Genomic DNA, 24,832 nt, shown 5'->3' with positions numbered 1-24,832 from the left:
CAGCGCTTATCCAAAAAGGATCACCCGGAGCTGTATGCATTATTAGATGAATATGGCGAACACCTAGCAAAAGACCGGTATACGGCTAAGGAACTGAAAATCAATCGTTATGAAGTGACGTATTTTCCTGGAGCGGGTGGTCTACTTGGACATCTTGGAGCAATTGATAAGCTGATAAAGGGAATTGGCACTCTGAAGGTCGGACAGCAGTTCTTGGACCAGCTGAGGAATGCGCCAACAGTATCGTGGAGTGAAGCCGAAGAGGTTGAAATTGAGATACCTAAGAATGTTCAACGGAAGATAAAGAAGCTTTCGCCAGAGCAGAAAAAAGCACTAGAGAAAGCATTAGAAAAATTGTCTAAAGGAGATACAACAGGACTGAATGATCATCCACTTAGATATGGTAGAAGAGGAGAACGAGGGATTGATATCAAAGGATTTGGCCCACGCCGAGGTAGTGGTAGGTTAACGTATGAGAAGGATTCAAACGGTAATATCAAAGTGAAGGACTTTTTACCGAAGCATAATTATTAATAAAATGAGGTGGATTGAATGTTACGAATGAAACATGTACTATTGGAAGTCTTTTTTGATGATGAACGAGTAAAACTAGAAGAGGTACTTACGCATACATCAGACTTGGAAGAGTTGATGTATAAAGAGGTGAAGTTTACCTACGCTCCGAATGAACTTGCTTATGCAGGTTCCAATGGCATTGTCTACAACATTGAAGACATGGCTGGTTTTGGTGGAGATATGGAGATAGAACCGGAAGAAGAAAACTATGAGGCAAAGAGAGCGAAACTAATTGAAAAATGGCAGGAGATAGCTGTAAAGAAAATTGATGAAGCAGTGGATGAGTATATGGCTGTGAAAGATTCTGTTCTGGCTGAGTTTGATGAAGAAAAGTGACTTTTTTCTTTAGAATTAAAGTCGTAGAAGGAGTTTTCAAATGAATACTCGGATAAAACATGTACTATTAGAAGTATTTTATGAAGATGGTTTAGATATAGAGAAGTTATTCCGTGAAGGAGCAACTTTTGATGATTTTAAAGAAAAAGATATAAGCTTTACTTATGCAGATTATGAATTGTGCTATGCAGGAAAAACGGGGATTGTTCAAACCCTAGATGATTTCGTTGGTTTTGGCGGAGATATGGACATTGATCCAAGCTTAAGCGATTATCATGAGCATAATGAACAGTTGAAAAAAGAATGGGAGAAAATTGCAAAGCGCAAAGTTCAAGAGGGCTACGAAGAATACATGCTTCTGAAAAAGAATTACATGATAGAACATGGAATCAAGGATGACCTTGAATAAATGAATGAAGTCAAGTTGATTGGGAGCTTCTGAAATCAGCTTTTTTTAACTGGCATGCTTCATAGAAAAAAACTGAGTGACCTTCTAATATCCGAAGTCCACTCAGTTTTTTTATCATATGCTATTCATTTATGCTACTTTGGGGTAAGTGACTGATTTCGCTTGATTACTCTCCAAGCAATGAGGTTTTGACATCTTCAATAATCTTCGTATAAGCAATTGGTCCGTTGTACAACCAGCCTGAGTCGCCGCCGAAGTTGAAGACTTTGTCATTTTTGACAGCAGGCAGATTTTTCCAAACGTCTTCCTGGAAGAACGAGTCGGATTCATCGCTGTTAATAACGAAAAGGTTATCAGCATCCAGTTCTGCCAGTTTCTCTAAAGAAACGCTACTCCAGTCAGCGGTCGCTGATTCAGAAATTTCTTTGACTAAGGTAGGAACCTTCAAGCCTAAATCGCCATAAAGAACGGCACCGCTTGAACGAGTTTCACTCACCATAAATGCTTGATTATTTGTAATCCACAAGACAGCAGCAGATTGTTCTCCGGCTTTATCAGCTATTTCCTTTTTTGTTTCCTCAGCAAGTGTGTCATAGTCAGAAAGGACAGCTTCGGCCTCTTTCTCTTTGTTAAGAACAGCACCAACATCCAGCATTTGGTCTCTCCAAGTAACATCATCCCCATTTTTTACGACATATGTAGGGGCGATTTTGCTGTATTCCTCATATTTTCCACCTTCTACAAGAGCTGACGAGCTCACCAGCAATAGGTCTGGTTCATATTTCAGCACTTCTTCATAAGGCAAGTCATAAGAAATTGTTGGTATTCCCTCCAGCTTATCCTGTAGGTAATCTTGGATACTTGAGTTGTTGACCGTCCATTGTGCTACAGGGGTAACATCAAGGGCAACAAGATAATCCTCTAAGTAGCTGCCGATAATTTTCTTTGGATTGGCAGGAATCGTTACTTCATTACCTAATGCATCTGTCATTACTCGTTCTTCGGCAGAGGTACTTTCTGCAGTAGACCCCTTCGTTGAGGAATCATTTGACCCGCAGGCTGCAAGAAGTGAACCGCCTAGCAACAGTGATAGGCCGAAAGCTGCGTATTTATTGAATAATTTCATGTTGTATTCTCCTTCATTGTTTATTGATACGAATATAAATGATAACGATTCTCATTATCATTTATATTGGCAGATTTGTCAATCCTTATCTGTAAAATCTGTTGGTTTTACTGACAGTTGATTAGTACGATTGATAATTAGAAAGGTGATTGCAATTTAAGAGAGAGTTTCTTATAATAAAGTGCGGTCTGTTGAGAATCGTTCTCAATTTCTGAATTAAGAAAAAACAGGTGTTTTGCAGAGGAAGGAAAACTATGGCAATTTTATCAACTGTTGAACTGGCGACAGGTTACAATAAAGAAATTATCAGCGCAGCGCTGAATTGCTCCTTTGAAGAAGGTACGATTACTAGTATTATCGGTCCAAATGGCTGTGGGAAATCCACCTTGCTGAAAACTCTGGCGCGTATTCAACCTGAGCTTAAAGGGCAGGTTCTTTTAGAAGGAAAGGCACTGCAGCAGTACACAACAAAAGAAATCGCCCGAAAATTGGCGATTCTTTCTCAAAATCCGGAAAGCACGATTGATTTGTCTGTATTTGACCTTGTATCATTTGGTCGGCATCCCTATCAATCTGGGTGGAAGAGCATAACGAATGAGGATCAGCAATATATTCAATGGGCATTGGAATTGACTGGTTTGACAGAGCTGGCGCGTGAATCGGTCGCTATCTTATCCGGCGGTCAACGGCAAAGAGTCTGGATTGCCATGGCTTTGGTGCAGGATACGGAAATTTTACTTCTGGATGAGCCAACCACTTATCTGGACCCAGCACATCAATTGGAGATTCTCAATGTATTGAAGATGATTAATAAAGAGCATAAGAAAACAATAGTGATGACCATTCATGATATCAATCTTGCTTCTCGCTTTTCTGATCGAGTGATTGCTATGAAGGAAGGACAGGTGCTGAAAGAGGGAACTCCTTCAGAGGTAATCACAGAGGAGACGTTAAAGCAGGTATTTGCGATTGAGGCAGAGATTATTTGTCACAGCAAGACACAGCGGCCACTGGTACTCTCCTATGAAATGATGGAGGAAAACAGCGATGAACGTAGTAAAGGCTAAGCTGCAACAGTATCAATGGCTATCATTTCTTTTTCTGGTGCTGCTTCTGATTGTCGCAATCGGCGTATCTGTTCGGTATGGCGCTGTTCAAGTGCCATTGAAAACCTTTTGGGAGGCGCTGTTTCGGTTTGATAAAGAAAACCAGCTGCATCAGGTTATTTATTCGATTCGTCTACCTAGAGTGTTAGGTGCGGTTTTAGTTGGTACGAGTCTGGCTGTCAGCGGAGCTCTGGCTCAGGGAATTACTCAAAATCCATTGGCAGATTCCGGGCTGATGGGGATTAATGCCGGAGCGGCTCTGGGGCTGGCATTTGTATTTGCCTTCTTTCCAGCTGCCGGCTATTGGTCCATTCTTCTTGTATCATTTCTAGGAGCAGGAATAAGTATAGTCATTATTTATTTTATCTCCAGACAGTCAAGTAAAGGGGCAACTCCCATTCGGTTAGTTTTGGCGGGGGCCGGTATCAGTGCCCTATTCATTTCTCTCAGTCAGTTTATTGCCTTGCAGTTTAATCTGAGTCAGGATATCACGTTCTGGTCGTTAGGTGGCATCAGCGCCATTTCATGGAAGCAGCTGCAAGTAGCAGTTCCGTTTTTTGTGCTAGCTTTGTTATTAGCGATTGTCTACAGCTCTTCTGTAACTATTTTGCGCTTTGGTGACGATACAGCAATCAGTCTGGGGAAAAAACCGCAGCAAATTCGTCTGATTGTGAGTCTGCTTATTTTGATTTTATCAGGATTGGCAGTCGCAATTGCGGGATCTGTCAGCTTTGTTGGTCTGATTGTTCCCCATATGATGCGTTTTTTTGCCGGCGAAAACTATCGGAAGCTGATACCCTTTACAGCAGTCGGTGGGGCATTACTGGTAGTGCTGGCAGATTTTGCCGCACGAATGATTAACCCTCCGTTTGAAACACCTTTCGGAGCGGTCATTGCGATTATCGGGATTCCATTCTTTATCTATTTGTTCCGTAAAGGAGGGAATCTTGGATGAGTAAAGTAAAGCTAACGGGCTTTTACCTCGTTCTCATTAGCCTAATCATAGGTGTTGCTTTGTTTAGCCTGACTCATGGTCAATTGGCCATTTCAACCAGCGAGCTTTTCGCTGTGATTCGAGGAGCGGGTAGTAGAGCACAACGGCTGTTAGTCATTGATTTCCGTCTTCCTAGAATTATTTTATCTGTATTAGCTGGCGGTGCGCTTGGCATGAGCGGGACGATATTACAAAGTGTAACGAAAAATCCTTTGGCAGATACGGGAATATTAGGAATCAATGCGGGCGCTGGATTTACCGTTTTGCTATTTATCAGCTTTGTGGAAACAACCACAGCAACGGTCTTTTTACTACCGCTGGTTGCGTTAGTAGGTGCATTGGCTGCAGCCGGTGGCATCCTCTTAATTGCGTTTGATCGACGAAAAGGCTTGACTCCTGTTCGAATGGTTTTGACAGGTGTGGTCTTGAGCTCGGGCATTTCTGCTATGACAATCTTATTAACAACCAAGCTTGATTCTGAAAACTACCGCTTCGTTACGATGTGGCAGGCGGGAAGTATTTGGGGCAGCAATTGGTCCTTTGTCGGAGCGATGGTTCCCTGGCTGTTGATATGCTTTTTAGTAGCGATGAGTAGGCATCGAATCTATGACATTTTGCAGTTGGGGGATGAAACGGCTGTCTCAGTTGGTGTAAATGTTGGGCGGGAACGTCTGCTTTCTCTTTTGCTGGCTGTCATTGCAGCAGCGGCGGCTATTTCGGTGACCGGAGGAATTGGCTTTCTAGGCTTGATTGCGCCTCATATCGTGCGAGGCTTGGGGATTAAAAAGCATATGAATCTGCTTCCGGCTTCTCTTTTGACAGGCGGTTTGCTTCTATTGTTGAGTGACACGATTGGACGTTTATTGCTTCCGACGGGAGAAATACCGGCCGGTGTTATTGTCGCAATTATTGGAGCACCATATTTTCTATACCTGCTATTAAAAAATAATGATTAAAGATATTTGACTGAGCCTGAATGTTTTTCGGCTCAGTTTTTTTTCTGGTACAGAGAGTATGACGCCTTTCTAATAAAAAGTTAGCTGCCTCAATAAAAATCTGTGACTGGCAGATAGGCGGAAAAAAGTATATGATGGAGCTGAAAGAAAACTATACTTTAAAAGTGGGTGAAAGAATGGATAATTTTCGTTTCTATGTACCAACTGATATCCGTTTCGGTAAAAATCGTTTGAGTGATGAATTGGCGGATGTGTTGAATGTGTATGGTAAGACTGTTCTGTTGGCTTACGGGGGAGGAAGCATTAAGAAAAACGGATTGTATGACCAATTGCTCCAATTGTTGGCAGCTAATGGGAATAAGGTCGTTGAATTAAGCGGAATTGAACCTAACCCTCGAACTGAGACAGTTGATCGAGGTGTCGCTTTATGTCGAGAGTATCAGGTGGATGTCATTTTGGCTGTTGGTGGTGGTTCAACAATTGACTGTGCCAAAGTTGTAGCTGCTGGTTTTTATTTTGAAAAATCTGCGTGGGATTTGGTATTGGCACGTCGGACATTTAATGGTCCTGCATTGCCTTTGGTTACAATTCTTACGTTGGCAGCAACTGGTAGTGAGATGAATAGCGGCGCCGTTATCAGCAATCTTGCTACGAATCAGAAGCTCGGTGTCGGAGCTCCTTCTATGATGCCGAAAGTGTCCTTTTTAGATCCGCAAAATACGTATACTGTCCCTCCGTATCAAACGGCGGCGGGGTCAGCAGATATTTTGAGTCACTTATTTGAAAATTATTTTAAAGCAACCGAGGGGACCGATGTACAAGACGGTGTTTCCGAAGGTCTAATGAAGACGGTCATCAAAAACTGTCCAATCGCGCTTGAAACACCGGAGGATTATGATGCTCGTGCTAATCTGATGTGGGCCAGCAGCTTAGCCTTGAATGGATTGACTGGAAATGGTAAGAGTGGTGCTTGGTCCTGTCATCCGATGGAGCATGAGCTAAGTGCTTTCTATGATATTACACATGGTGTCGGCTTGGCGATTTTAACGCCGCGTTGGATGAACTACATTTTATCTGACAAAACAGTTGGTAAATTCCAGCAGTTTGCTAAGAATGTCTGGGGAATAACGGAAGAAGAACCGTTTACCGCAGCGAAAATGGGTATTCAAGCAACGTATGACTTCTTCAAATCGTGCGGGATTCCAATGACCTTGCCGGAAGTGAGGATTGATGAAGAGAAGCTAACGGTTATGGCAGAACAAGCAGTGGCTCATAGCACGATAGAAACAGCAGCCTATGTACCATTGACTGCGGAAGACGTAACAGCTATCTACAAGGATTGCTTGACTGAGTCTTCTTATATCTAAGCTTAGGACAGTTGGAGTTCTTTTCCTGAAACGGGAAAAGAACTCCAGCTGTTTTTTAAGATAATAATATAACGCCCAAGAAAAAAGCGGGAGTAGTGGGAATTACCTGGGTTTCTGATGTTAACAGCATTTTTTGCTCAATATTCTTTATCAAAATACTAGAATTTGAAAATTAAAAAACATTCATAATAATTGCTATGCCTGAGTATCTATAATACGTTTAAAGTGTTCGGTGGAAAGTATCTTTTAGTTGTTTTGTTGTGGGGGAAAGGCCGAATTTATATACAGCCAAAGAATACGAGGAGTTGTGAGAACTGAAAATGGTAAAGGAAAAAGTACTATCGATAAAAAAGGAAATCAAAGAGCGAGAAGAAGGGGCGCTACAACAGGCTGTACAGATTTTAATAACAGCCTTCGATACCTACCTGTTAAAAGAACTGGATAAACCGGGAGTTATCAAGGCGGGGTATATTGGGATTGCCTCAAATGATTTGTTTTCTGACCTGGGGATTGAAGGGAAGTATCTAGGAAAACAAGGGTTTAAAGAAGTATTTAAGTACATAAAAACATATTGTAAAAAGCATGGTATGAGAGTAAAAGTACATAGCAAAGAAACAAAATTCTTTTACTTAGAGATTGTTTTCATCGAGTACCGTCCGTTCATCATCCGAGTGAAGGAACGAGTAGCACTGTTGATTAATCGCTATTTATTAGCAAATGGCTGAACAGTGATTGTACAGAATACATAGTAATAAGAAGAAACGCTAATATAAAAAAACTGAGTAGTGCCGAGGCACACTCAGTTTTTTGCTTTCTCACGACTAAATTCCTTTTACATCTAGGACAGAGTAGCCTCTTTGGTCATAGCGATTACGACTTCGGGAATACTCTAGGGGGCGTCCATTTTTCAAGTACACTACCTGTTCCACCTCGAGGACAGGATCATTTATGCCGCATTCTAGGTATTCTTGATCGTAGGAATCGCTTTTGGCGGCTTGGATTGTTCGAAACGCGCCGGCGAACTGAATACCTAATTCTCTTTTTAGGTATTCATAAATCGAATGATGCAAGATATCTTTTGTTAAGCCGGGTGCTAAGTCCACTGGCATGAAGGTATGTTCCAACACATACGGTTTTTCTTCCAGTATTCGTAAACGGATGATTTTGTAAACAGGCTGTTCTGCTTGAATCAGCAAGCGCTCCTGCACTTCTTTGCTTGGGAATTCCACTTCAAACAAAATGACCTCACTAGACAGCTTTCGATTGGCAGCAGCCATTTGGACACTAAGCCCCTGATATTCATTTGCGGGAGAAGTATCCTTATCCCAAAAGGAATGGTCCAATATTCGAGTGCCCGCCCCTCTTTGTGAGTATACCAGCCCTTCCATTGTCAGTATATTTACGGCTTTTTTTATCGTCATTCGGCTAACTGAAAATTCGTCTACCAAATCTGTCTGATTCGGTAATAGGCTGTCAGCCGGATAGGTTTTATTTTTGATTCGTTCTCTTAATATATTCGCGATTTCTTCGTATTTTGGCATATATGTTCACCTCAATCTGAGTATAACGAACTCTGAGAGTTTCTACAATCATATTCTTTGGTAAAAGGGGTCCAATTCTTCGTCTGCTTGAGTAATGAGAGAATCCTCTACTGGGGTATTAACCAGAAGCCTGTTTTTATGGCAAGTTCAAAAATACATTTTCTGAAAATTATCGTCTTTTCCTAGTTTGCTAAAGGGTAGAAACGCAAACATGCTATACTTATAGCAGCGGTTAACGTTGACCATTAGGAGGGAAAAGACTGTGCGTGTATCAAGGGACAAGGTAAATAATGAAACAGAAGACTATGTTTGCAACTATACGAAGGAAGAGCTGTTTGGAACGTATGATTTTATCACCCCGTTGCAGCAGGCGGGCTTTTTCCCGCAAGTCCCGAAAGAAAGTGTTTGGGCTATCAGTTATGAGGGTGAGCCCTTTGGACTATATAGGCAAAAAGAGAAAACAAGCTCTTATTCATCATGGCTGTTAAATCAAATCAATGAAGAGGCAGATAGCTCCCTTCATTTTACTTATTTCTCAAGTGAGGAGGAGCGAGCCAAATATCTGTTTCAACTGCACCATGGCAACAAGCAAAAAATCTATTTAGCAGGATATCTGGATGAATACCAAGAATACTCGATTTCAGAAGAGACGGAGCAGTGTTGGCGGGATATCTTAATTGCAGAGAAAAGCTATGAGTATTTTGATGAAACAGAAAATATCAACGAGTCTGTCGCACTTTTTAAGCAGATTATGGGGCGACCCGGAATGTATGTCGGCAAGAACAGACTGGATCTTGTACAGATTTTTCTCAATGGCTGGAGCATGCATCAAAAGCCCCTCTGGCATTTTAATTATGATTTAAAACGCTGGCTGTTCTTGACGGAATCCGCTGTCGGTGCAAGTTCGCTTATTGCTTGGAATTCCATGTATGAAATCTACGGAACTACGGAGTTAGCTATTGAAAAGTTTCGAGAATTCCTGCATGAAAACGAGCCGACAAGCATATTTGAGAACGGACGTTGGGAGACGGTCAATGAGCACATTGCCTCAATCGAAACACTCGCTTCAAAAGAATCTGTGGAAGCATCCTATCCTTATTTAGATGGCAGCTTTGATGAAACAGTATCTGACGAAGTGATGCACGCTGAAATTATACGCCAGTTAAGAAGAATTATTGAGGAGCCATGTGAGCACATCAAGGTGTTTATTCATACCGGTCGGGCAGTTCAGCAGCTGCGCTTCTTTTTCGATAAAGGACAGGGCTGGGAGGACGGTCTGTCCTTAAACCACTTGCCAGAATACTATGAGAAGCTGGTTGTGCTGCATAGCTATATTAAATTGCTGAAAAGAAAATCTCCCGGTGCGGTGATAGTGACACTTGAGTGGCAAAATCAGCTGCTGCAGGTACGAAGTGAAGCGTATCAAGCGCCTGAGTTTCAATTTTTTTATGAGCAGCCGCCGGAAGAGAAATTTCTGCTGAGCCATCAATTTGCAGCTTGGAAGCAAAGAGAGATAGACGCCTGAATAGAATGCAAGGTGCAGTGACAGTAACTGATAATAGAAAGAGAGAGGCCTGTTCTGTTGGACAGGGCCTCTCTCTTTCGTTTCAGCAAGTCGTACTCTCTAGCGATAGGCTAGATATCAACATCTACTTGCTTATCCATAATTTTCAAGAATGGGTACCAGATGACCCCGACAATCAGGAAGTCGATTACTTGTAGGAGACCACCTAGCCAAGAGTTCGTTGCTAAGACCCCGCTGGCGATAATCGGCACTGTCCAAGGCACAGACACGCCGGTTGGTGCTGGGAAAATTCCCGCTGCCATCACTAAGTAGTTCAATGTTGTCACTACGAGTGGTGCAAGCAACCAAGGAATAAAGATGGAGGCATTTAAAACAATCGGCAAACCGAAAATAACAGGCTCGTTTACATTGAAAAGTCCAGGTGCCAGAGCCAAACGACCAACATCTCTATATTGTTTCTTCTTAAGAAGGAACGCCATAATCAGAATAACAGCTAATGTCATTCCGGAACCGCCTAGACCCACAGTAAATGTTTCCATAAAGGGTTTTGTAATGATATGCGGCAGCTCTTTTCCTGCTTGATAAGCTTCTAAGTTATCCAGCATCAAGGTATTCCAGATTGGGTCCATCACTGAGTTGACAATGATTTGACCGTGAAGACCAAAGAACCATAAAAATTGAATAAAGAACAAGGCAATCAAGGTTGCAGGCAAGCTGCCTCCTAAACCAGTCAATGGCTTTTGAATGACTTCGTAGATAACATCATGCAGATTTGTATTGAAGAAACCAGTTACCGCTGCATTGACGAATAGAAAAACTGTTAATGTCAAGACTGCTGGAATCAGCGCAGCAAATGATTTTGACACAGCTGGCGGAACCCCATCAGGCATTTTAATCTGCCAACCTTTTTTCGTGATACGGCAGTAAATTTCAGCTGCGATAAATGCAGCGAACATCCCAATGAACATTCCTTTAGCGCCTAAACGGTCAAGACTCAAGACACCGCTTACAGTTTCGCCGCTTTCGGTACTCATGAAGAAAGGTGTCAGAATCAGGAAGCTGGCAAAGGAAACGGCTCCCCCGAAAATCCCTTCTACATCATAAGATTTAGATAAATAATAGCCGATACCAAAAGTGACAAAGACCGTCATGATACTCATTGTTGCGTTTTGTCCGTTACCAAACAGATTTCCCAAGTTTCCTTTTAGTTCATCGCTGAAAAACGGCAGGTTATTGATAACAACCACGATAGAACCAAACATTGTTAGTGGAAATGAAAGCATAAAAGCATCTCTTAAAACAGTTAAATAGCGATTTTGACCTAGCCAATTAGCCAGCGGCATAATTTTTTCACCAAGTTTGTCCATAAAGCTATTCATAATTCTCACCCCATTGAATAAATTTTTGTTGCAATCGATTACATTTGTAATATACCATCTTTATAAAATAATGTCTAGTCATTTAATTAAAAAGATTGATTTTTGCCGAAACCTGAATTATGATGGTAGTGAAAAGAGAAAGAAAGGATAGATGATTATGACAACATACACATTTCCAAAAGGGTTTTGGTGGGGATCAGCAGCCAGCGGCCCGCAAACAGAAGGACGAGTTGAAGGAGACGGTAAAGGAGAAAGTATCTGGGATCATTGGTATCAACAGGAACCGGAAAAATTCTTCGATCAGGTAGGACCGGAAAAAACCTCTCAGGTCTATACAAAGTATAAAGAGGATATTCGCTTAATGAAGGAAACTGGCCATAACAGCTTTAGAACGTCAATACAATGGAGTCGTTTGATTCCAGAAGGAACAGGGGCGGTCAATCAAAAAGCCGTCGACTTCTATAATGAATATATTGATGACTTAATTGAAGCAGGAATCGAACCCTTCATGAATCTGTACCATTTTGATATGCCAATGAAGCTGCAGGAACAGGGTGGCTGGCTAAACAGAGCAACTGTGGAGGCTTATGTTGCTTATGCCAAAATTTGTTTTGAACTATTTGGTGACCGCGTGAAAAAATGGTTTACACATAATGAACCAATCGTTCCTGTAGAAGGCGGCTACCTGTATCAGTTCCACTATCCGGAAGAAATCAACATGAAGCATGCCGTTCAAGTAGGCTACCATGAGGTTTTGTCAAATGCGTTGACAGTAAAGGCCTATCATGAAATGGACCTAGGGGGAGAAATCGGGATAATCTTGAATTTGACGCCAAGCTATCCGAGAGACGAAAAAAATCCGGCAGATGTGAAAGCCGCAGCAATTGCAGATGCATTTTTCAACCGTTCGTTCCTTGACCCAGCAGTTAAAGGCGAGTTCCCGGCAGAATTAGTAGAGATTGTTAAAGAGCTGGATATGGTTCCGGCTATTCAGGAAGGTGATTTAGCATTAATCAAGGAGCATACAATCGACCTTCTAGGAATCAATTACTATCAACCGCGTCGAATCAAGGCTAAAGAATCAGCTATCGATCATTCTAATGGCCCAATGCCGGATGATTATTTTGATAACTATGATATGCCAGGGAAGAAAATGAATCCTTATCGTGGGTGGGAAATCTATGAGAAAGGAATCTATGATATCCTTACAAACGTACGGGAAAACTATGGCAATATTCCTTGCTATATCTCTGAAAATGGGATGGGTGTTGAAGGCGAAGAACGCTATCGGAATGCTGAAGGTGTTGTTGAAGATGACTACCGCATCGAGTTTGTGAAGGATCATCTACGCTATGTTCATCAGGCGTTGGAAGAAGGCAGTGGTTGTCTTGGTTATCATATGTGGACATGTATGGATAACTGGTCATGGATGAATGCCTACAAGAATCGTTATGGTTTTATTGCAGTAGATTTAGAGCAGGATGGCAAACGGACAATCAAAAAATCCGGTCATTGGTTTAAAGCGGTGACGGAAGCTAATGGTTTTGAAGAATAACAAATAGTAGGAATCGACCTCAGAGCATTGCTGGACAATGCTCTGTTTTTTCTTATACAGAAGTCCAAATTTTTGACGGTTATAGCTTTTGAGCGTAGTCTGAATTTATAGAAGCAATTGTTCGGAATCGATGAGACAAAAATGATTTCAGGAGGAAGAAAAAATGACTGATTATGCAAAGAAAGAAGCAAAGCTGCTGGAAAAAATCGGTAAAGAAATGGACAAGCTGGATGATTCTTTAGCAAAGATGGAGGAAACGGATAGTAAAGTTAAGCACTTTTATGAACAAGAAAAGGCGTTACACGAAGTGAAATCTATTATTCGCAAAGAAAACAAGATTGAAAAAGATGAAGTTAAAGCTGCGGAAGAAGAAGTTTCAGGATTAGAGGGCTGGCTGAATCATGAGGATTCGCTGGTGAAAGGAATTGTTCAGGAAATAGCAAAGCTGGATACGACATTGGGTGGCATCAATGAAGATGATAATAAAGTCAAAAGCTATCTTGAACAAAAGAAGGCTGTTCATGAAATCAAAGCCATTTTAAAGAAAGCAGACAAATTAGCTGAGTAAAGAGTGCTAATTTGGTAACAAAACAGAAAAAAGCTGTTCACTCCATTTGGAATGAACAGCTTTTTTGATTTCTTATAAGTAGTATTTCTTCGCAACAGTCAAGTCATCGTTTAATTCGTAAACTAGAGGTTGACCAGTTGGGATTTCAAGATCCATGATATCATCATCAGAAATACCTTCGATGTGTTTAGCTAATGCACGTAAAGAGTTACCGTGTGCGGCAACTAAAACAGTTTTGTTATCTAATAAAGCAGGAGCAATTTGATCTTGCCAGAAAGGCAGTGCACGTTCCAAAGTAACTTTCAGGTTTTCTCCGCCTGGTACATCACGTTGGTCAAGCATAGCGTAACGACGATCGTTTGCTGCTGATTCAGGATCAGTTGCTTCCAATAGTGGAGGAAGAGTATCGTAAGAACGACGCCAGATATGAACTTGCTCATCTCCGTATTTTTCAGCCGTTTCTTTTTTGTTTAACCCTTGTAATTTACCATAATGACGTTCGTTTAAGCGCCAAGATTTTACTTGTGGTACCCACAGTTGGTCTGAGTTTTCTAAAAGCAAGTTACATGTTTTGATTGCGCGCTTCAAAACTGAAGTGTACGCAATATCAAATTCGATTCCGGCTTCTTTGATTTTACGTCCGCCCTCGATTGCTTCTTCGATACCTTCTGGTGCTAAATCTACATCAACCCATCCAGTAAATTGGTTTAACGCATTCCATTCACTTAGTCCGTGACGAGAAAAAACTAATTTTGGCATGATAAGTCTCCTTTGTATATAGTTTCTGAAAATTTCATTCCTTGTTTATTGTACAATGTTTCATTAGCAATTTCCAATGAAAATTAATGAAAAGGCAGAATTTAAGAAAAAAACACAAAAAATGGATAGAGCAGCTTTTGAAAAGTCATGCATTTTAGGAGAACGGTCCATAAAATTATAAAAAGGGGCTAAGACATTAAAATGTCCTGCCCCTTAAAAGCGAATAAACGCTTTTGTCACAACCTCTTCAGATTATACGGATTAGTTCGAGCTGTTTAAGCCTTCGAGCTCTTCCTCTGATAGATTGATGTATTTATAGCAGGTGCCCAAAGATACATTGCATTTTGCAGCGATGGCTTGAACCGTTTCCTGCTTTTCATAATACATTTTGCGGATTTTGAGTACCGTTTTCTTATTTGTCTTTGGACGTCCACCGACTTTCCCTTTCTTCCGGGCGTTTGTCAGACCTACGAGAGTTCGTTCTTTCAGCAGCTCACATTCCATGCGAGCCAGCCCGTCCATCAAACGAAAGTAAACAGACCCTTCTGCTCCACGTGTATCTATATCTTCTTTCAGACTGACAAGATGAATATTGTTTGTTTCGAATAATTGCGTTAGCTCTGTCAGCTGTCTTGTCGATTTGCCCAAGTAATTCAGCCGGCAAATGACCAATGTGTCGTCTTCTTCCAAATCAGCAACTACCGAATCCAATAAAGAGGCACAGGCTCTGTCACCGGTAAGCTCAAAAGTTTCCTGATAAATCTTGTCACAGCCGTATTTTGATAAGAGAGAGAGCTGTGCATCTAAATCATTTTCATTGATTGTCGTTCGCGCATAACCGATTAAATTCATTGCGTCTTTCTCCTATAGATTTATTTGGCTAAACATAGCCGTACAGTATGAGCAGCGCTTGATTAATCAGCAGCCGGGTTGTGTACAGTCTCTGGGCCGGATTCGCTTCCGACGATTACAGTAGAAACAACCTGCAGAAACAGTCCATGCTCCACTACACCCACCAATTGATCCAAATAAGCGCCTAACGCCATTGGGTCTTCAATAACATCCAGCTGAAGATCGATAATATAGTGACCGCCATCTGTTATAAGAACCGTGTTATCTTCAGTCTTGCGAAGTGTAGGCTGAAAGCCTTTTGCTTCAAAAAGGTGCATCAGCTGTTGGCTGCCGTAAGGAATGACCTCCACGGGTAAAGGGAAGGCCCCCAATTTTTCAACCTGCTTTGATTCGTCAACAATCCAGATATTTTTCTTTGAGTACGTAGCAACAATTTTTTCGAAAAGTAATGCGGCACCGCCGCCTTTGATTCCATGGAAATCAGCACTGACTTCATCTGCTCCGTCGATCGTGATGTCAACATAAGGAACCTCGTCGATACTTTTCAGAGGGATACCTAATTCCAATGCTTGTTTCTCTGTCGCTTTCGAAGTCGTTACTCCGATGATTTCAAGATTTTCTTCCTTTACTCTGCGTCCAATCTCGTCAACCATGTATTTTGCTGTCGAGCCTGTACCAAGTCCTACGATCATACCATTCTTAACGTATGTTGCTGCTTCAATGCCAGCCATTTGCTTAAGATTCATTTCAGTGCCTGCTCCTTTCGTTTTATCAAAATAATTGTACCGTTTCTCAAGGGGAAAAGATAGAACGATTTCAATAATGAAGTAAAATTTAATGTAAAAAAAGAAGGTCAATAAACCTGCGGAAAAAGTCTAAGAAAAGGTTGACATCTATAGATTATCATGATATTCTAGCGAAGGTGCTTTATGTACAGGTCTCTCGCTGAGACGTGCTGACTGTCTATCAAAGCATATTTGATAAGGGATGCATGAATGCATTATTTTTTATCGCTAAAAAAGAACCACCTGGATGTGTGGTACTAGAAGCGAATCGAGGAAGGAGGAAAACAAGGAATGCCTACAATTAACCAATTAGTACGTAAACCTCGTAAATCTAAGGTGGAGAAATCTACTTCACCAGCATTGAACAAAGGATATAACAGCTTTAAGAAAGCTCAAACAAATGTGAACTCTCCGCAAAAACGTGGGGTATGTACACGTGTGGGAACAATGACACCTAAAAAACCGAACTCAGCTTTGCGTAAATATGCCCGTGTTCGTTTGTCAAACCTGATTGAAGTTACAGCTTATATCCCAGGAATCGGCCACAACTTGCAAGAACATAGTGTTGTATTGCTACGTGGTGGACGTGTAAAGGATTTACCAGGGGTACGTTACCATATCGTTCGTGGTGCGCTTGATACTGCCGGTGTTACTGACCGTAAACAAAGCCGCTCTAAATATGGTACTAAAAGACCTAAAGCTGCTAATTAATTTGACATTAACTCACATATTATAAAAAGAAAATAGTTCGGAAGGAGGAGTTACGGATGCCTCGTAAAGGTCCTGTTGCAAAACGTGATGTTTTACCAGATCCAATTTATAACTCAAAATTAGTAACTCGCTTAATCAACCGTGTAATGGTTGATGGTAAACGTGGGATTGCTGCTAATATTATCTATAATTCATTTGATATCATCAAAGAATCTACAGGTAACGATCCATTGGAAGTGTTTGAACAAGCAATGAAGAACGTTATGCCTGTTCTTGAAGTAAAAGCTCGCCGTGTTGGGGGTTCTAACTATCAAGTACCAGTTGAAGTTCGTCCAGAACGTCGTACAACATTAGGTCTTCGTTGGGTTGTTAACTACGCACGTCTGCGTGGCGAACACACAATGGAACAACGTCTTGCGAAAGAATTGATGGATGCTGCCAATAACACTGGCGCTTCAGTTAAGAAACGTGAAGACACTCATAAAATGGCGGATGCCAACCGTGCGTTTGCACATTATCGTTGGTAAGATCCTCTCTGCATACAAGTTAAAATATGTGTGACAGAATAGTTATTTACCATTGATTTTACTAAAGAGAGGAGATACAAGCTGAGATGGCAAGAGAATTTTCACTGGAAAAAACTCGTAATATAGGGATCATGGCTCACGTTGATGCGGGTAAAACAACAACAACAGAGCGTATCCTTTACTATACTGGTAAAATCCACAAAATCGGTGAAACGCACGAAGGTGCGTCACAGATGGACTGGATGGAACAGGAACAAGAACGTGGTATTACCATCACATCTGCTGCAACAACAGCAGAATGGAATGGCTTCCGTGTAAACATCATCGATACACCAGGACACGTGGACTTCACAATTGAAGTACAACGTTCATTGCGTGTATTGGATGGCGCGGTAACCGTTCTTGATTCACAATCAGGTGTTGAGCCTCAAACGGAAACAGTTTGGCGTCAGGCTACTGAATATAAAGTACCTCGTATCGTATTCTGTAACAAAATGGATAAAATCGGTGCGGACTTCCTATATTCAGTAAACTCATTGCATGACCGTTTACAAGCGAACGCTCACCCAATTCAATTACCAATCGGTGCTGAAGAAGACTTCACTGGAATCATTGACTTAGTTAAGATGAAAGCTGAAATCTACACAAACGATTTGGGAACAGACATTCAAGAAACTGAGATTCCGGAAGATTACATGGACTTAGCAACTGAATGGCGCGAAAAATTAGTCGAAGCTGTTGCTGAAACAGACGAAGAACTAATGATGAAATATCTTGAAGGTGAAGAAATCACTGAAGAAGAGCTGAAAGCGGGTATCCGTGCAGCGACAATCAGAGTTGAATTCTTCCCAGTATTAGCTGGTTCAGCCTTCAAAAACAAAGGTGTTCAATTGATGCTTGATGCAGTACTTGACTACCTGCCATCACCACTTGACATCGACGCTATCAAAGGTGTGGATGTGAAGACAGACGAAGAAACAACTCGTCCGGCTGATGATGAAGGTCCATTTGCTTCATTAGCATTTAAAGTTATGACTGACCCATTCGTAGGTCGTCTGACATTCTTCCGTGTATACTCTGGTGTCCTTGAAAGTGGTTCATATGTATTGAACGCTTCTAAAGACAAAAAAGAGCGTATCGGTCGTATCCTGCAAATGCATGCGAACACACGTAAAGAAATCGATAAAGTATTCTCAGGAGATATCGCAGCTGCGGTAGGTCTGAAAGATACTACTACTGGAGATACATTGTGTGCGTTAGACGCGCCGGTTATTCTTGAGTCTATCGAATTCCCAGAACCAGTTATCCAGGTTGCTGTTGAGCCTAAATCAAAAGCTGACCAAGATAAAATGGGTGTGGCTCTGCAAAAACTTGCAGAAGAAGATCCTTCATTCCGTGTTGAAACAAACGTTGAAACAGGTGAAACAGTTATCTCAGGTATGGGAGAACTTCACTTGGACGTATTGGTAGACAGAATGAGACGTGAATTCAAAGTTGAAGCCAACGTTGGTGCTCCTCAAGTATCATACCGTGAAACATTCCGTGCGCCTCTTACTCAAGCTGAAGGTAAATTTGTCCGTCAGTCTGGTGGTAAAGGTCAATACGGTCACGTATGGGTTGAGTTTACACCGAATGAAGAAGGTAAAGGCTTCGAATTCGAAAACGCAATTGTCGGTGGTGTGGTTCCTCGTGAATACATCCCTGCTGTTGAAAAAGGATTAGCAGAATCAATGAACAACGGTGTTCTTGCTGGTTATCCATTGGTTGATATCAAAGCGAAGCTTTATGATGGTTCTTACCATGATGTCGATTCCAATGAAACTGCCTTCCGTGTCGCTGCTTCTATGGCACTTCGTGCTGCAGCTAAGAAAGCAAACCCAGTAATCCTTGAACCGATGATGAAAGTAACTGTTACTGTACCGGAAGATTACTTAGGTGATATCATGGGACACGTAACAAGTCGTCGTGGACGTGTTGAAGGTATGGAAGCTCATGGTAACTCACAAATCGTTAATGCGATTGTTCCATTGGCTGAAATGTTCGGATATGCAACTACACTACGTTCAGCAACACAAGGACGCGGAACATTCATGATGGTATTTGACCACTATGAAGATGTACCTAAGTCTATCCAAGAAGAAATCATCAAGAAAAATGGCGGAAAATCTGAATAATTAAGACTCTCTAAGGCTCTTGATTTTAGACTAGGCTTTTTTCGGGATTTCAGGTAAAATAATTAAAGATGATCAGTCGGTCGTTGAACCGTCTATCAGATAAAAAAATAATCAATTGATTTTAGGAGGAACATTTTAAAATGGCTAAAGAAAAATTTGACCGTTCTAAACCCCATGTAAACATTGGTACTATCGGACACGTTGACCATGGTAAAACTACATTAACTGCTGCGATTGCAACTGTACTAGCTAAAGCTGGTGGCGGAGAAGCTGCAAGCTACGCTGATATCGATAACGCTCCTGAAGAAAAAGAACGTGGAATCACTATCAACACGTCTCACATCGAGTACGAAACAGACGCACGTCACTATGCGCACGTTGACTGCCCAGGACACGCGGACTACGTTAAGAACATGATCACTGGTGCTGCACAAATGGACGGAGCTATCTTAGTAGTATCTGCTGCTGATGGCCCTATGCCTCAAACACGTGAGCACATCTTGTTATCTCGTAACGTTGGTGTACCATACATCGTTGTTTTCTTAAACAAAATGGACATGGTTGATGACGAAGAATTACTTGAATTGGTAGAAATGGAAGTTCGTGACCTATTGTCAGAATACGACTTCCCAGGTGATGACACTCCAGTTATCGCTGGTTCTGCTTTGAAAGCTCTTGAAGGCGACGCTTCATACGAAGAAAAAATTCTTGAATTGATGGCTGCAGTTGACGAGTATATCCCAACTCCAGAACGTGATACTGACAAACCATTCATGATGCCAGTTGAGGATGTATTCTCAATCACTGGTCGTGGTACTGTTGCTACAGGACGTGTTGAACGTGGACAAGTTCGTGTTGGTGACGAAATCGAAATCGTTGGTATTCAAGAAGAAACATCTAAAACAACTGTTACAGGTGTTGAAATGTTCCGTAAATTGTTGGATTACGCTGAAGCGGGAGACAACATCGGTGCATTGCTACGTGGTGTAGCTCGTGAAGACATCGAACGTGGACAAGTATTGGCTAAACCAGCTTCAATCACTCCACATACTAAATTTAAAGCAGAAGTTTACGTATTATCAAAAGAAGAAGGCGGACGTCATACTCCATTCTTCACTAACTACCGTCCTCAGTTCTACTTCCGTACAACTGACGTAACTGGTGTAGTTGAATTACCAGAAGGAACTGAAATGGTAATGCCTGGTGATAACGTAGCAATGGACGTTGAACTTATCCACCCAATCGCGATTGAAGACGGAACTCGTTTCTCTATTCGTGAAGGCGGACGTACTGTTGGTTCAGGCGTTGTTTCTGAAATCGTTAAATAATTTTCGATTAAAATATATGCACTAAATCCGGCTTGGAAAAGCTGGTGTACTCGGACGTAAAAGCTCTTCTATTATCCATTTGGATAATAGAAGAGCTTTTTTTGTATACATAGCTTGCTTTGCTGATTTATAGAGAACATAGTGAATTCCGTCCGTTTGGTAGATGAATTGAAAAATGAGTGATCATTTGTAGGAGTCTGGCTATCAAGTGGTGTGGAAAAATATATTCATAAGATTCCAGAAGTGAAGAGTAACGTAAACGCGGAAGCGAGAACTAAACCTAAACTCCAACCTCCGATAACATCAAGCAGATAATGAATACCTAAGTAGACTCGGCTAAATCCGATGCAAAAAATAAGAAGGATGCATAAAAGAATAGTACTCAGGTGCAGTGAAGGAGCACGCATAGTTGAATTCAAGGCAATTGAGCCGTATAAAGCAGCAGAGCTTAATGCATGGGCACTCGGAAAGCTGAAATCTTTTTCTTCAACCAATCGATTTTCGATAGGACGTACACGTCGGATTAAGTTTTTTAATGCTTTTCCGATGAACAGCGTGCTTATAGTGCTGAACGCAGCAATTCTGGGTAAGGCAGCGCTTGATTTCAACAAAAAGAAAAGCGAAGCGATAATAACAGTAGTCGGCACCCCTTTCCCGATTTCGGTAAAAAAATGCATGATTTTTGTGAGGAATGGGCGACGTTTGCTGATAATTGCGGCTGAAATCCGAAAATCAAACGGATTTCCTTTTCCTGATAGAACCAATGAAAGGCTTGCGGCGCAAATAATGGTACAAGTGACCAGTAGAATAACCATAGTAAACAACCCCTAACGGTATTTATTAGTATTGTCCTGTTTTCTTTATTCTAGCATGAAACCTTTTGCAAATAGATATTTTGAATGAATCAATTTTGAGAAATATTCTTCCTCTTTTATTTTTACCGGGTCATACTGCTGGTGTTTAGAAAGTGAGATATAAAAATGGAATGCTATAAGGACTTCCGGGAGAGGTGTTCTTTGGTGTGGTGTATAAAAGAGGGAGCTTTTAGAAGTTATTTAGCTCAAGAATATTTGGTTCAAACAAGTGTGGTGGCTCTCTGTTTTCAAAAGTTCTTTGCATTAATGAAAGATATGTTGGAAAATTTTTGCGAAAATGCTATGCTAAATAGATGCTGATAAATTTATCTCAGCTGTTGTTGTGGTAGTAGCGTTTATAGATACGCTGCAGAAATAAAGGGTGAAAGGTTGTCGGTATGGCAGTCTTTACCAAATTCATAAAAAAGGAGAAGTGGAAAATGGAATCAAATGAGTTTAGGCAAACAATGCACAGGAGAGGGATGTTGATAGGCCCTGTTATGGGGGGCTTGTTTGTATTTATTATTGTCGTGTCTCTCTTGTCGAATAGTAATTTGGATACAGTTGGGTGGAGTATTGCGGGAACGCTGTTAGGTGCGGCTTGCCTGATTTCTCTTTTTGAGTACCTTTATAAAGAGGATGGTGTTTATTTGCGCGAGCAGGAGCTTGAGGTTGTTCAGTTTAGAAAAATCAAGAAATACCGGTATGATGAGGTTCGACATTTTTCGGTTGTGAGAAAATGGCGTCTGGCAGGAGCGAGCAGATTTCTCATCTCATTCCGACAAGAGCCTCGCTTTCGACTTCAGCTTGATAGTGGAGAAACAGTGGATCTCTCCTTTGAAGCGACCTCGTATGATGTGCAGCTGTTAGCCGTGTATATTCATTATAGTGAATAGATAGTATAGGCAAGGTCAATTTAATCGGAACCCTTCTTTGTCAGAAATGAATGCTTCTTGATGAGGAAGGAGAGCAATAGAACAAGAAGGAGCACATCGCGAAATAGCGATGTGCTCCTTTTGAATGTCCCCAAGAGAAAATTTCTTGCTTAGAATCTAAACAGATTTATTATCCTCGATAATCTTATTCAGCTTCCAATAAGTTCGAATTCCTAAAGCAACTAAAAAAACAACAAAACAAGCATAGATGGTGAAAACTATTGTCCAGACGGTACTACTCGCATTGGAAGCGAAACTGCTTGATACGGAGAAGAATATAATCAGAATCGGTAACAAAACGAGCCATTGCATGCGCATTACTTTTTTTGCCATTTCTGCGCGAGAGGCGCTATCACTGAAAATTACATTCTCATCTTCGTTCTCTGTTTTTTTCTTTCTGAAGTAATACCAGCTGTTCAGCTTGTGGAAAGATTCCCAGCCACAATCCTCGAATAATTGGAAGTAATCTTCTTCAGCTTGCGCATCTTCTTTGAAATCCAGTTGATAAATATATTCTTCTGGTTCACATTTCTCAAAAACGTAAACTAAACCGAATTTCTTTGCCCCAACCATCTTCCAGCCGTTTCGATGCTGCTCTTCTAAAAAACGCTCTTCCTCAAGATAATCTGCCAACCCAAAAAATTTCATTTTTTCCTTTTTCATATGCTCTTCTCCCCGATGCTATTTTTGTATAGTCGCTCAATTCTTTTGATTTCAAGTGCTAAGATTTCTTTTCCCAATGCGGTTAAAAGATAAAATTTTCGACGGTTTTCTTCTTTTGTCATATGGATTAATCCGTCTTTTTCCATTTTACTTAAGCTACCGTACATTGTGCCGGCGCTAATTGTTATTTCCTGGTTTGTCATTTCTTTCGTAAGTTGAATAATGCCATAGCCGTGATTCTCCTCTTGCAAAAAGTATAAAATGTAGAAACCGGTCTCGGTCATGGGAATGTAAATGCGTTTTAGCTTGTCCTCCATGGTGTTTAGCTCCTAATCTTGCAGCATGTATTTTTATATTGTAGTTCTTTGTATCGTAGTTCGATGTATCGTGGTTCAATAATAACTGGTACAAGAAAAAAAGTCAACCCACTAAAAAGGATTGCTTTCCCTTTTGAAAAAGGATAGGATTATTAATGTACAATGGTATGGAAACTTAGGAGGGGAAAAGATGAAAAAGAAACAAAAAAATTGGGTACTGTGGTTGTCGTTGCTTGTTGTATGTTTAATCGCTACAGCATGTTCTTCAGGAGAAAAGGATTCGTCTAAGAAGAGCGGTACAGGTAACGGTGTAACTACGACAGTCTTTGAAGCTGATTTGAATGGTGTGCAGACAGAGATGATCTACTACCATAAAGGCGACAAAGTAGTAAAACAAGAAACGAATTCCACAATCAATTATGAGACATTGGGCATAGAGTCGAAAGAAGAAGCGGAAGAAATGTTTTCATTTGTAAAGGATGAATATGACATCACAGGTGTCACTTATGAAGCTGATTACCAAGAAACGAAAATGGTCGAAAAGGTCTCTGTAGATTACGATAAGGCCGATATCGAAGAAGTGATGAGTTTGATGGGCTCGATGACTGATCAAGAGGATGAAGGAAAAGCAGTGAAATACATCAGCATGAAACAATCGAAAGAGTTTTTGCTGGAGCAGGGCTTTAAGGAAAAAGAATAGTCTGTTATAGGGGAATTTATTAAGACGTATCGATAACTATCGATATGTCTTTTTTTCGGGCAAGTATAACTTATTCTAAGTGATAATCTGGATTTTCTTCCGGCTGAGATGTAAAAATCTGTTTTTAGCAATGAAAAATAATAGAATTGAATAATTACTAACTAATTAAGAAAAATTATACAAAAATGAGTCCTGATTGGAAGAATTTTCATCCGGTGAAACGTTGTGAAAATAATCGTGAAAACTCTGAAAAAACCCTTGCTATTCACGTATTTCTGTAATATAATCATAAAGGTGCTGTTTACAGAAGTGTAAATGCACTGGTAATTCTGAAAAAGAATTTACCGGCTGGGAAACGAGAGGTTGCGACACGCCCGGACGCTTTGCCATGGACGAGCGTGACGGAGATTTTCGTGGAGCCATGTCTACTTTTCAAAATAGGCGAAGGAGGGAAACAAGATGGCAAAACAAAAAATTCGTATCCGTTTAAAAGCGTATGAACATCGTATTTTAGATCAATCGGCGGATAAAATTGTGGAGACTGCAAAAAGAACTGGGGCTGGCGTATCAGGTCCAATTCCATTGCCAACAGAGCGCTCATTATACACAGTTATCCGTGCGACACATAAATACAAAGATTCACGCGAACAATTCGAAATGCGTACTCACAAACGTCTGATTGACATTGTGAACCCAACACCAAAAACAGTTGATGCTTTGATGAAGCTTGACTTACCATCTGGTGTGAATATTGAAATCAAACTATAATAAAAAAATTAAGATGATGGA

At 41.0% G+C, this 24,832-nt stretch carries 27 protein-coding genes; 18 read left to right on the top strand and 9 right to left on the bottom strand.

From position 1 onward, the window contains the following. The 3 genes from IW510_RS07695 to IW510_RS07685 all read left to right on the top strand — a co-directional run. Nucleotides 1–534: hypothetical protein (locus IW510_RS07695; RefSeq protein ID WP_202058304.1), on the top strand; the 534-nt coding region annotated here is incomplete at its 5' end. 18 nt (nucleotides 535–552) lie between these two features. After that, entirely contained in the window at nucleotides 553–912 is a 360-nt protein-coding gene (locus IW510_RS07690) for a hypothetical protein (protein WP_202058303.1), read from the top strand. Between the two features lie 40 nt (nucleotides 913–952). Continuing rightward, complete coding sequence (locus IW510_RS07685) at nucleotides 953–1,321, top strand: hypothetical protein (protein ID WP_202058302.1); 369 nt, start codon at nucleotides 953–955, stop codon at nucleotides 1,319–1,321. A 166-nt stretch (nucleotides 1,322–1,487) separates the two neighbouring features. Here IW510_RS07685 and IW510_RS07680 read toward each other — a convergent pair whose 3' ends face one another. Beyond that, the gene (locus tag IW510_RS07680; protein WP_202058300.1) at nucleotides 1,488–2,447 is read right to left on the bottom strand and encodes an ABC transporter substrate-binding protein; all 960 of its coding nucleotides are present in this window, start codon (nucleotides 2,445–2,447) and stop codon (nucleotides 1,488–1,490) included. Nucleotides 2,448–2,701: 254 nt separating this feature from the next. On the opposite strand from IW510_RS07680, the gene IW510_RS07675 reads away from it, so the two are divergent. The 5 genes from IW510_RS07675 (at nucleotide 2,702) to IW510_RS07655 (ending at nucleotide 7,595) form a co-directional block, all read left to right on the top strand. After that, a complete protein-coding gene (locus IW510_RS07675) occupies nucleotides 2,702–3,514 on the top strand; it encodes an ABC transporter ATP-binding protein (RefSeq protein ID WP_202058299.1) in 813 nt (270 codons plus the stop codon). Then, nucleotides 3,495–4,508, top strand: coding sequence for a FecCD family ABC transporter permease (locus IW510_RS07670; protein ID WP_202058298.1), 1,014 nt, complete (start codon nucleotides 3,495–3,497; stop codon nucleotides 4,506–4,508). The genes IW510_RS07675 and IW510_RS07670 overlap by 20 nt, the downstream gene beginning before the upstream one ends. Next, complete coding sequence (locus IW510_RS07665; protein ID WP_202058297.1) at nucleotides 4,505–5,503, top strand: FecCD family ABC transporter permease; 999 nt, start codon at nucleotides 4,505–4,507, stop codon at nucleotides 5,501–5,503. The genes IW510_RS07670 and IW510_RS07665 overlap by 4 nt, the downstream gene beginning before the upstream one ends. 176 nt (nucleotides 5,504–5,679) lie before the next feature. Further along, nucleotides 5,680–6,870 (top strand): iron-containing alcohol dehydrogenase, encoded by a 1,191-nt coding sequence (locus tag IW510_RS07660; RefSeq protein WP_202058327.1) that lies wholly within the window; start codon nucleotides 5,680–5,682, stop codon nucleotides 6,868–6,870. A 320-nt stretch (nucleotides 6,871–7,190) separates the two neighbouring features. Next, a complete protein-coding gene (locus IW510_RS07655) occupies nucleotides 7,191–7,595 on the top strand; it encodes a hypothetical protein (RefSeq protein WP_202058296.1) in 405 nt (134 codons plus the stop codon). Nucleotides 7,596–7,691: 96 nt separating this feature from the next. On the opposite strand, the gene IW510_RS07650 is transcribed toward IW510_RS07655, so the two are convergent. Next, a complete protein-coding gene (locus tag IW510_RS07650) occupies nucleotides 7,692–8,411 on the bottom strand; it encodes a GntR family transcriptional regulator (RefSeq protein WP_202058295.1) in 720 nt (239 codons plus the stop codon). A 262-nt stretch (nucleotides 8,412–8,673) separates the two neighbouring features. On the opposite strand from IW510_RS07650, the gene IW510_RS07645 reads away from it, so the two are divergent. Further along, a complete protein-coding gene (locus IW510_RS07645; RefSeq protein WP_202058293.1) occupies nucleotides 8,674–9,936 on the top strand; it encodes a hypothetical protein in 1,263 nt (420 codons plus the stop codon). Nucleotides 9,937–10,046: 110 nt separating this feature from the next. Here the strand turns inward: IW510_RS07645 and celB are convergent, their stop codons facing one another. Next, nucleotides 10,047–11,315 (bottom strand): PTS cellobiose transporter subunit IIC, encoded by a 1,269-nt coding sequence (gene celB, locus IW510_RS07640; protein ID WP_202058291.1) that lies wholly within the window; start codon nucleotides 11,313–11,315, stop codon nucleotides 10,047–10,049. A 157-nt stretch (nucleotides 11,316–11,472) separates the two neighbouring features. Between celB and IW510_RS07635 the strand changes: the two genes are divergently transcribed. Beyond that, nucleotides 11,473–12,870 carry a glycoside hydrolase family 1 protein gene (locus tag IW510_RS07635; RefSeq protein ID WP_202058289.1) on the top strand — a complete coding sequence of 466 codons (1,398 nt, stop codon included), beginning with the start codon at nucleotides 11,473–11,475 and terminating at the stop codon, nucleotides 12,868–12,870. A 163-nt stretch (nucleotides 12,871–13,033) separates the two neighbouring features. After that, on the top strand, nucleotides 13,034–13,438 hold the full coding sequence (locus IW510_RS07630) for a hypothetical protein (RefSeq protein WP_202058287.1): 405 nt from the start codon (nucleotides 13,034–13,036) through the stop codon (nucleotides 13,436–13,438). Nucleotides 13,439–13,510: 72 nt separating this feature from the next. Here the strand turns inward: IW510_RS07630 and gpmA are convergent, their stop codons facing one another. From gpmA to rpiA, 3 genes are all read right to left on the bottom strand, one after another. Continuing rightward, on the bottom strand, nucleotides 13,511–14,197 hold the full coding sequence (gene gpmA, locus IW510_RS07625; RefSeq protein ID WP_202058286.1) for a 2,3-diphosphoglycerate-dependent phosphoglycerate mutase: 687 nt from the start codon (nucleotides 14,195–14,197) through the stop codon (nucleotides 13,511–13,513). Between the two features lie 261 nt (nucleotides 14,198–14,458). Then, entirely contained in the window at nucleotides 14,459–15,049 is a 591-nt protein-coding gene (locus IW510_RS07620) for a recombinase family protein (RefSeq protein ID WP_202058284.1), read from the bottom strand. Nucleotides 15,050–15,111: 62 nt separating this feature from the next. Further along, on the bottom strand, nucleotides 15,112–15,795 hold the full coding sequence (gene rpiA / locus IW510_RS07615) for a ribose-5-phosphate isomerase RpiA (protein WP_202058282.1): 684 nt from the start codon (nucleotides 15,793–15,795) through the stop codon (nucleotides 15,112–15,114). 330 nt (nucleotides 15,796–16,125) lie between these two features. Between rpiA and rpsL the strand changes: the two genes are divergently transcribed. The 4 genes from rpsL to tuf all read left to right on the top strand — a co-directional run bounded on the left by rpsL (nucleotide 16,126) and on the right by tuf (nucleotide 20,574). Continuing rightward, nucleotides 16,126–16,545, top strand: coding sequence for a 30S ribosomal protein S12 (gene rpsL / locus IW510_RS07610; protein WP_202058280.1), 420 nt, complete (start codon nucleotides 16,126–16,128; stop codon nucleotides 16,543–16,545). Between the two features lie 56 nt (nucleotides 16,546–16,601). Then, nucleotides 16,602–17,072 (top strand): 30S ribosomal protein S7, encoded by a 471-nt coding sequence (gene rpsG, locus IW510_RS07605; RefSeq protein WP_086349652.1) that lies wholly within the window; start codon nucleotides 16,602–16,604, stop codon nucleotides 17,070–17,072. Between the two features lie 86 nt (nucleotides 17,073–17,158). Further along, on the top strand, nucleotides 17,159–19,246 hold the full coding sequence (fusA, locus tag IW510_RS07600) for an elongation factor G (protein ID WP_202058279.1): 2,088 nt from the start codon (nucleotides 17,159–17,161) through the stop codon (nucleotides 19,244–19,246). A gap of 140 nt (nucleotides 19,247–19,386) precedes the next feature. Further along, entirely contained in the window at nucleotides 19,387–20,574 is a 1,188-nt protein-coding gene (gene tuf / locus IW510_RS07595) for an elongation factor Tu (RefSeq protein WP_086349654.1), read from the top strand. A gap of 227 nt (nucleotides 20,575–20,801) precedes the next feature. Here tuf and IW510_RS07590 read toward each other — a convergent pair whose 3' ends face one another. Further along, on the bottom strand, nucleotides 20,802–21,389 hold the full coding sequence (locus IW510_RS07590; RefSeq protein WP_202058277.1) for a phosphatase PAP2 family protein: 588 nt from the start codon (nucleotides 21,387–21,389) through the stop codon (nucleotides 20,802–20,804). A 479-nt stretch (nucleotides 21,390–21,868) separates the two neighbouring features. On the opposite strand from IW510_RS07590, the gene IW510_RS07585 reads away from it, so the two are divergent. Further along, nucleotides 21,869–22,324, top strand: a complete 456-nt coding sequence (locus IW510_RS07585; protein WP_202058275.1) for a hypothetical protein — start codon at nucleotides 21,869–21,871, stop codon at nucleotides 22,322–22,324. 156 nt (nucleotides 22,325–22,480) lie between these two features. Here IW510_RS07585 and IW510_RS07580 read toward each other — a convergent pair whose 3' ends face one another. Further along, complete coding sequence (locus tag IW510_RS07580; protein WP_202058273.1) at nucleotides 22,481–23,026, bottom strand: DUF2812 domain-containing protein; 546 nt, start codon at nucleotides 23,024–23,026, stop codon at nucleotides 22,481–22,483. After that, the gene (locus tag IW510_RS07575; RefSeq protein ID WP_202058271.1) at nucleotides 23,023–23,343 is read right to left on the bottom strand and encodes a PadR family transcriptional regulator; all 321 of its coding nucleotides are present in this window, start codon (nucleotides 23,341–23,343) and stop codon (nucleotides 23,023–23,025) included. Before IW510_RS07575 ends, IW510_RS07580 begins: the two co-directional genes overlap by 4 nt. A 190-nt stretch (nucleotides 23,344–23,533) precedes the next feature. On the opposite strand from IW510_RS07575, the gene IW510_RS07570 reads away from it, so the two are divergent. Further along, nucleotides 23,534–24,043 (top strand): YehR family lipoprotein, encoded by a 510-nt coding sequence (locus tag IW510_RS07570; protein ID WP_202058269.1) that lies wholly within the window; start codon nucleotides 23,534–23,536, stop codon nucleotides 24,041–24,043. A gap of 459 nt (nucleotides 24,044–24,502) precedes the next feature. After that, complete coding sequence (rpsJ, locus tag IW510_RS07565) at nucleotides 24,503–24,811, top strand: 30S ribosomal protein S10 (RefSeq protein ID WP_010734471.1); 309 nt, start codon at nucleotides 24,503–24,505, stop codon at nucleotides 24,809–24,811. Nucleotides 24,812–24,832: the final 21 nt, after the last annotated feature.

Origin of the sequence: Enterococcus sp. BWR-S5 (assembly GCF_016745255.1) — a bacterium.
Lineage (GTDB): Bacteria > Bacillota > Bacilli > Lactobacillales > Enterococcaceae > Enterococcus_L.
The sequence above is the reverse complement of the archived record's forward strand: the minus strand, read 5'-3'. Positions and strand labels throughout refer to the sequence as shown.

Excerpts from the sequence above, each read along its gene's own strand:
- IW510_RS07690 (WP_202058303.1), top strand. The coding sequence starts at position 553 with ATGTTACGAATGAAACATGTACTATTGGAAGTCTTTTTTGATGATGAA.
- IW510_RS07685 (WP_202058302.1), top strand. The coding sequence starts at position 953 with ATGAATACTCGGATAAAACATGTACTATTAGAAGTATTTTATGAAGAT.
- IW510_RS07680 (WP_202058300.1), bottom strand. The coding sequence starts at position 2,447 with ATGAAATTATTCAATAAATACGCAGCTTTCGGCCTATCACTGTTGCTA.
- IW510_RS07675 (WP_202058299.1), top strand. The coding sequence starts at position 2,702 with ATGGCAATTTTATCAACTGTTGAACTGGCGACAGGTTACAATAAAGAA.
- IW510_RS07670 (WP_202058298.1), top strand. The coding sequence starts at position 3,495 with ATGAACGTAGTAAAGGCTAAGCTGCAACAGTATCAATGGCTATCATTT.
- IW510_RS07665 (WP_202058297.1), top strand. The coding sequence starts at position 4,505 with ATGAGTAAAGTAAAGCTAACGGGCTTTTACCTCGTTCTCATTAGCCTA.
- IW510_RS07660 (WP_202058327.1), top strand. The coding sequence starts at position 5,680 with ATGGATAATTTTCGTTTCTATGTACCAACTGATATCCGTTTCGGTAAA.
- IW510_RS07655 (WP_202058296.1), top strand. The coding sequence starts at position 7,191 with ATGGTAAAGGAAAAAGTACTATCGATAAAAAAGGAAATCAAAGAGCGA.
- IW510_RS07650 (WP_202058295.1), bottom strand. The coding sequence starts at position 8,411 with ATGCCAAAATACGAAGAAATCGCGAATATATTAAGAGAACGAATCAAA.
- celB (WP_202058291.1), bottom strand. The coding sequence starts at position 11,315 with ATGAATAGCTTTATGGACAAACTTGGTGAAAAAATTATGCCGCTGGCT.
- IW510_RS07635 (WP_202058289.1), top strand. The coding sequence starts at position 11,473 with ATGACAACATACACATTTCCAAAAGGGTTTTGGTGGGGATCAGCAGCC.
- IW510_RS07630 (WP_202058287.1), top strand. The coding sequence starts at position 13,034 with ATGACTGATTATGCAAAGAAAGAAGCAAAGCTGCTGGAAAAAATCGGT.
- gpmA (WP_202058286.1), bottom strand. The coding sequence starts at position 14,197 with ATGCCAAAATTAGTTTTTTCTCGTCACGGACTAAGTGAATGGAATGCG.
- IW510_RS07620 (WP_202058284.1), bottom strand. The coding sequence starts at position 15,049 with ATGAATTTAATCGGTTATGCGCGAACGACAATCAATGAAAATGATTTA.
- rpiA (WP_202058282.1), bottom strand. The coding sequence starts at position 15,795 with ATGAATCTTAAGCAAATGGCTGGCATTGAAGCAGCAACATACGTTAAG.
- rpsL (WP_202058280.1), top strand. The coding sequence starts at position 16,126 with ATGCCTACAATTAACCAATTAGTACGTAAACCTCGTAAATCTAAGGTG.
- rpsG (WP_086349652.1), top strand. The coding sequence starts at position 16,602 with ATGCCTCGTAAAGGTCCTGTTGCAAAACGTGATGTTTTACCAGATCCA.
- fusA (WP_202058279.1), top strand. The coding sequence starts at position 17,159 with ATGGCAAGAGAATTTTCACTGGAAAAAACTCGTAATATAGGGATCATG.
- tuf (WP_086349654.1), top strand. The coding sequence starts at position 19,387 with ATGGCTAAAGAAAAATTTGACCGTTCTAAACCCCATGTAAACATTGGT.
- IW510_RS07590 (WP_202058277.1), bottom strand. The coding sequence starts at position 21,389 with ATGGTTATTCTACTGGTCACTTGTACCATTATTTGCGCCGCAAGCCTT.
- IW510_RS07585 (WP_202058275.1), top strand. The coding sequence starts at position 21,869 with ATGGAATCAAATGAGTTTAGGCAAACAATGCACAGGAGAGGGATGTTG.
- IW510_RS07580 (WP_202058273.1), bottom strand. The coding sequence starts at position 23,026 with ATGAAAAAGGAAAAAATGAAATTTTTTGGGTTGGCAGATTATCTTGAG.
- IW510_RS07575 (WP_202058271.1), bottom strand. The coding sequence starts at position 23,343 with ATGGAGGACAAGCTAAAACGCATTTACATTCCCATGACCGAGACCGGT.
- IW510_RS07570 (WP_202058269.1), top strand. The coding sequence starts at position 23,534 with ATGAAAAAGAAACAAAAAAATTGGGTACTGTGGTTGTCGTTGCTTGTT.
- rpsJ (WP_010734471.1), top strand. The coding sequence starts at position 24,503 with ATGGCAAAACAAAAAATTCGTATCCGTTTAAAAGCGTATGAACATCGT.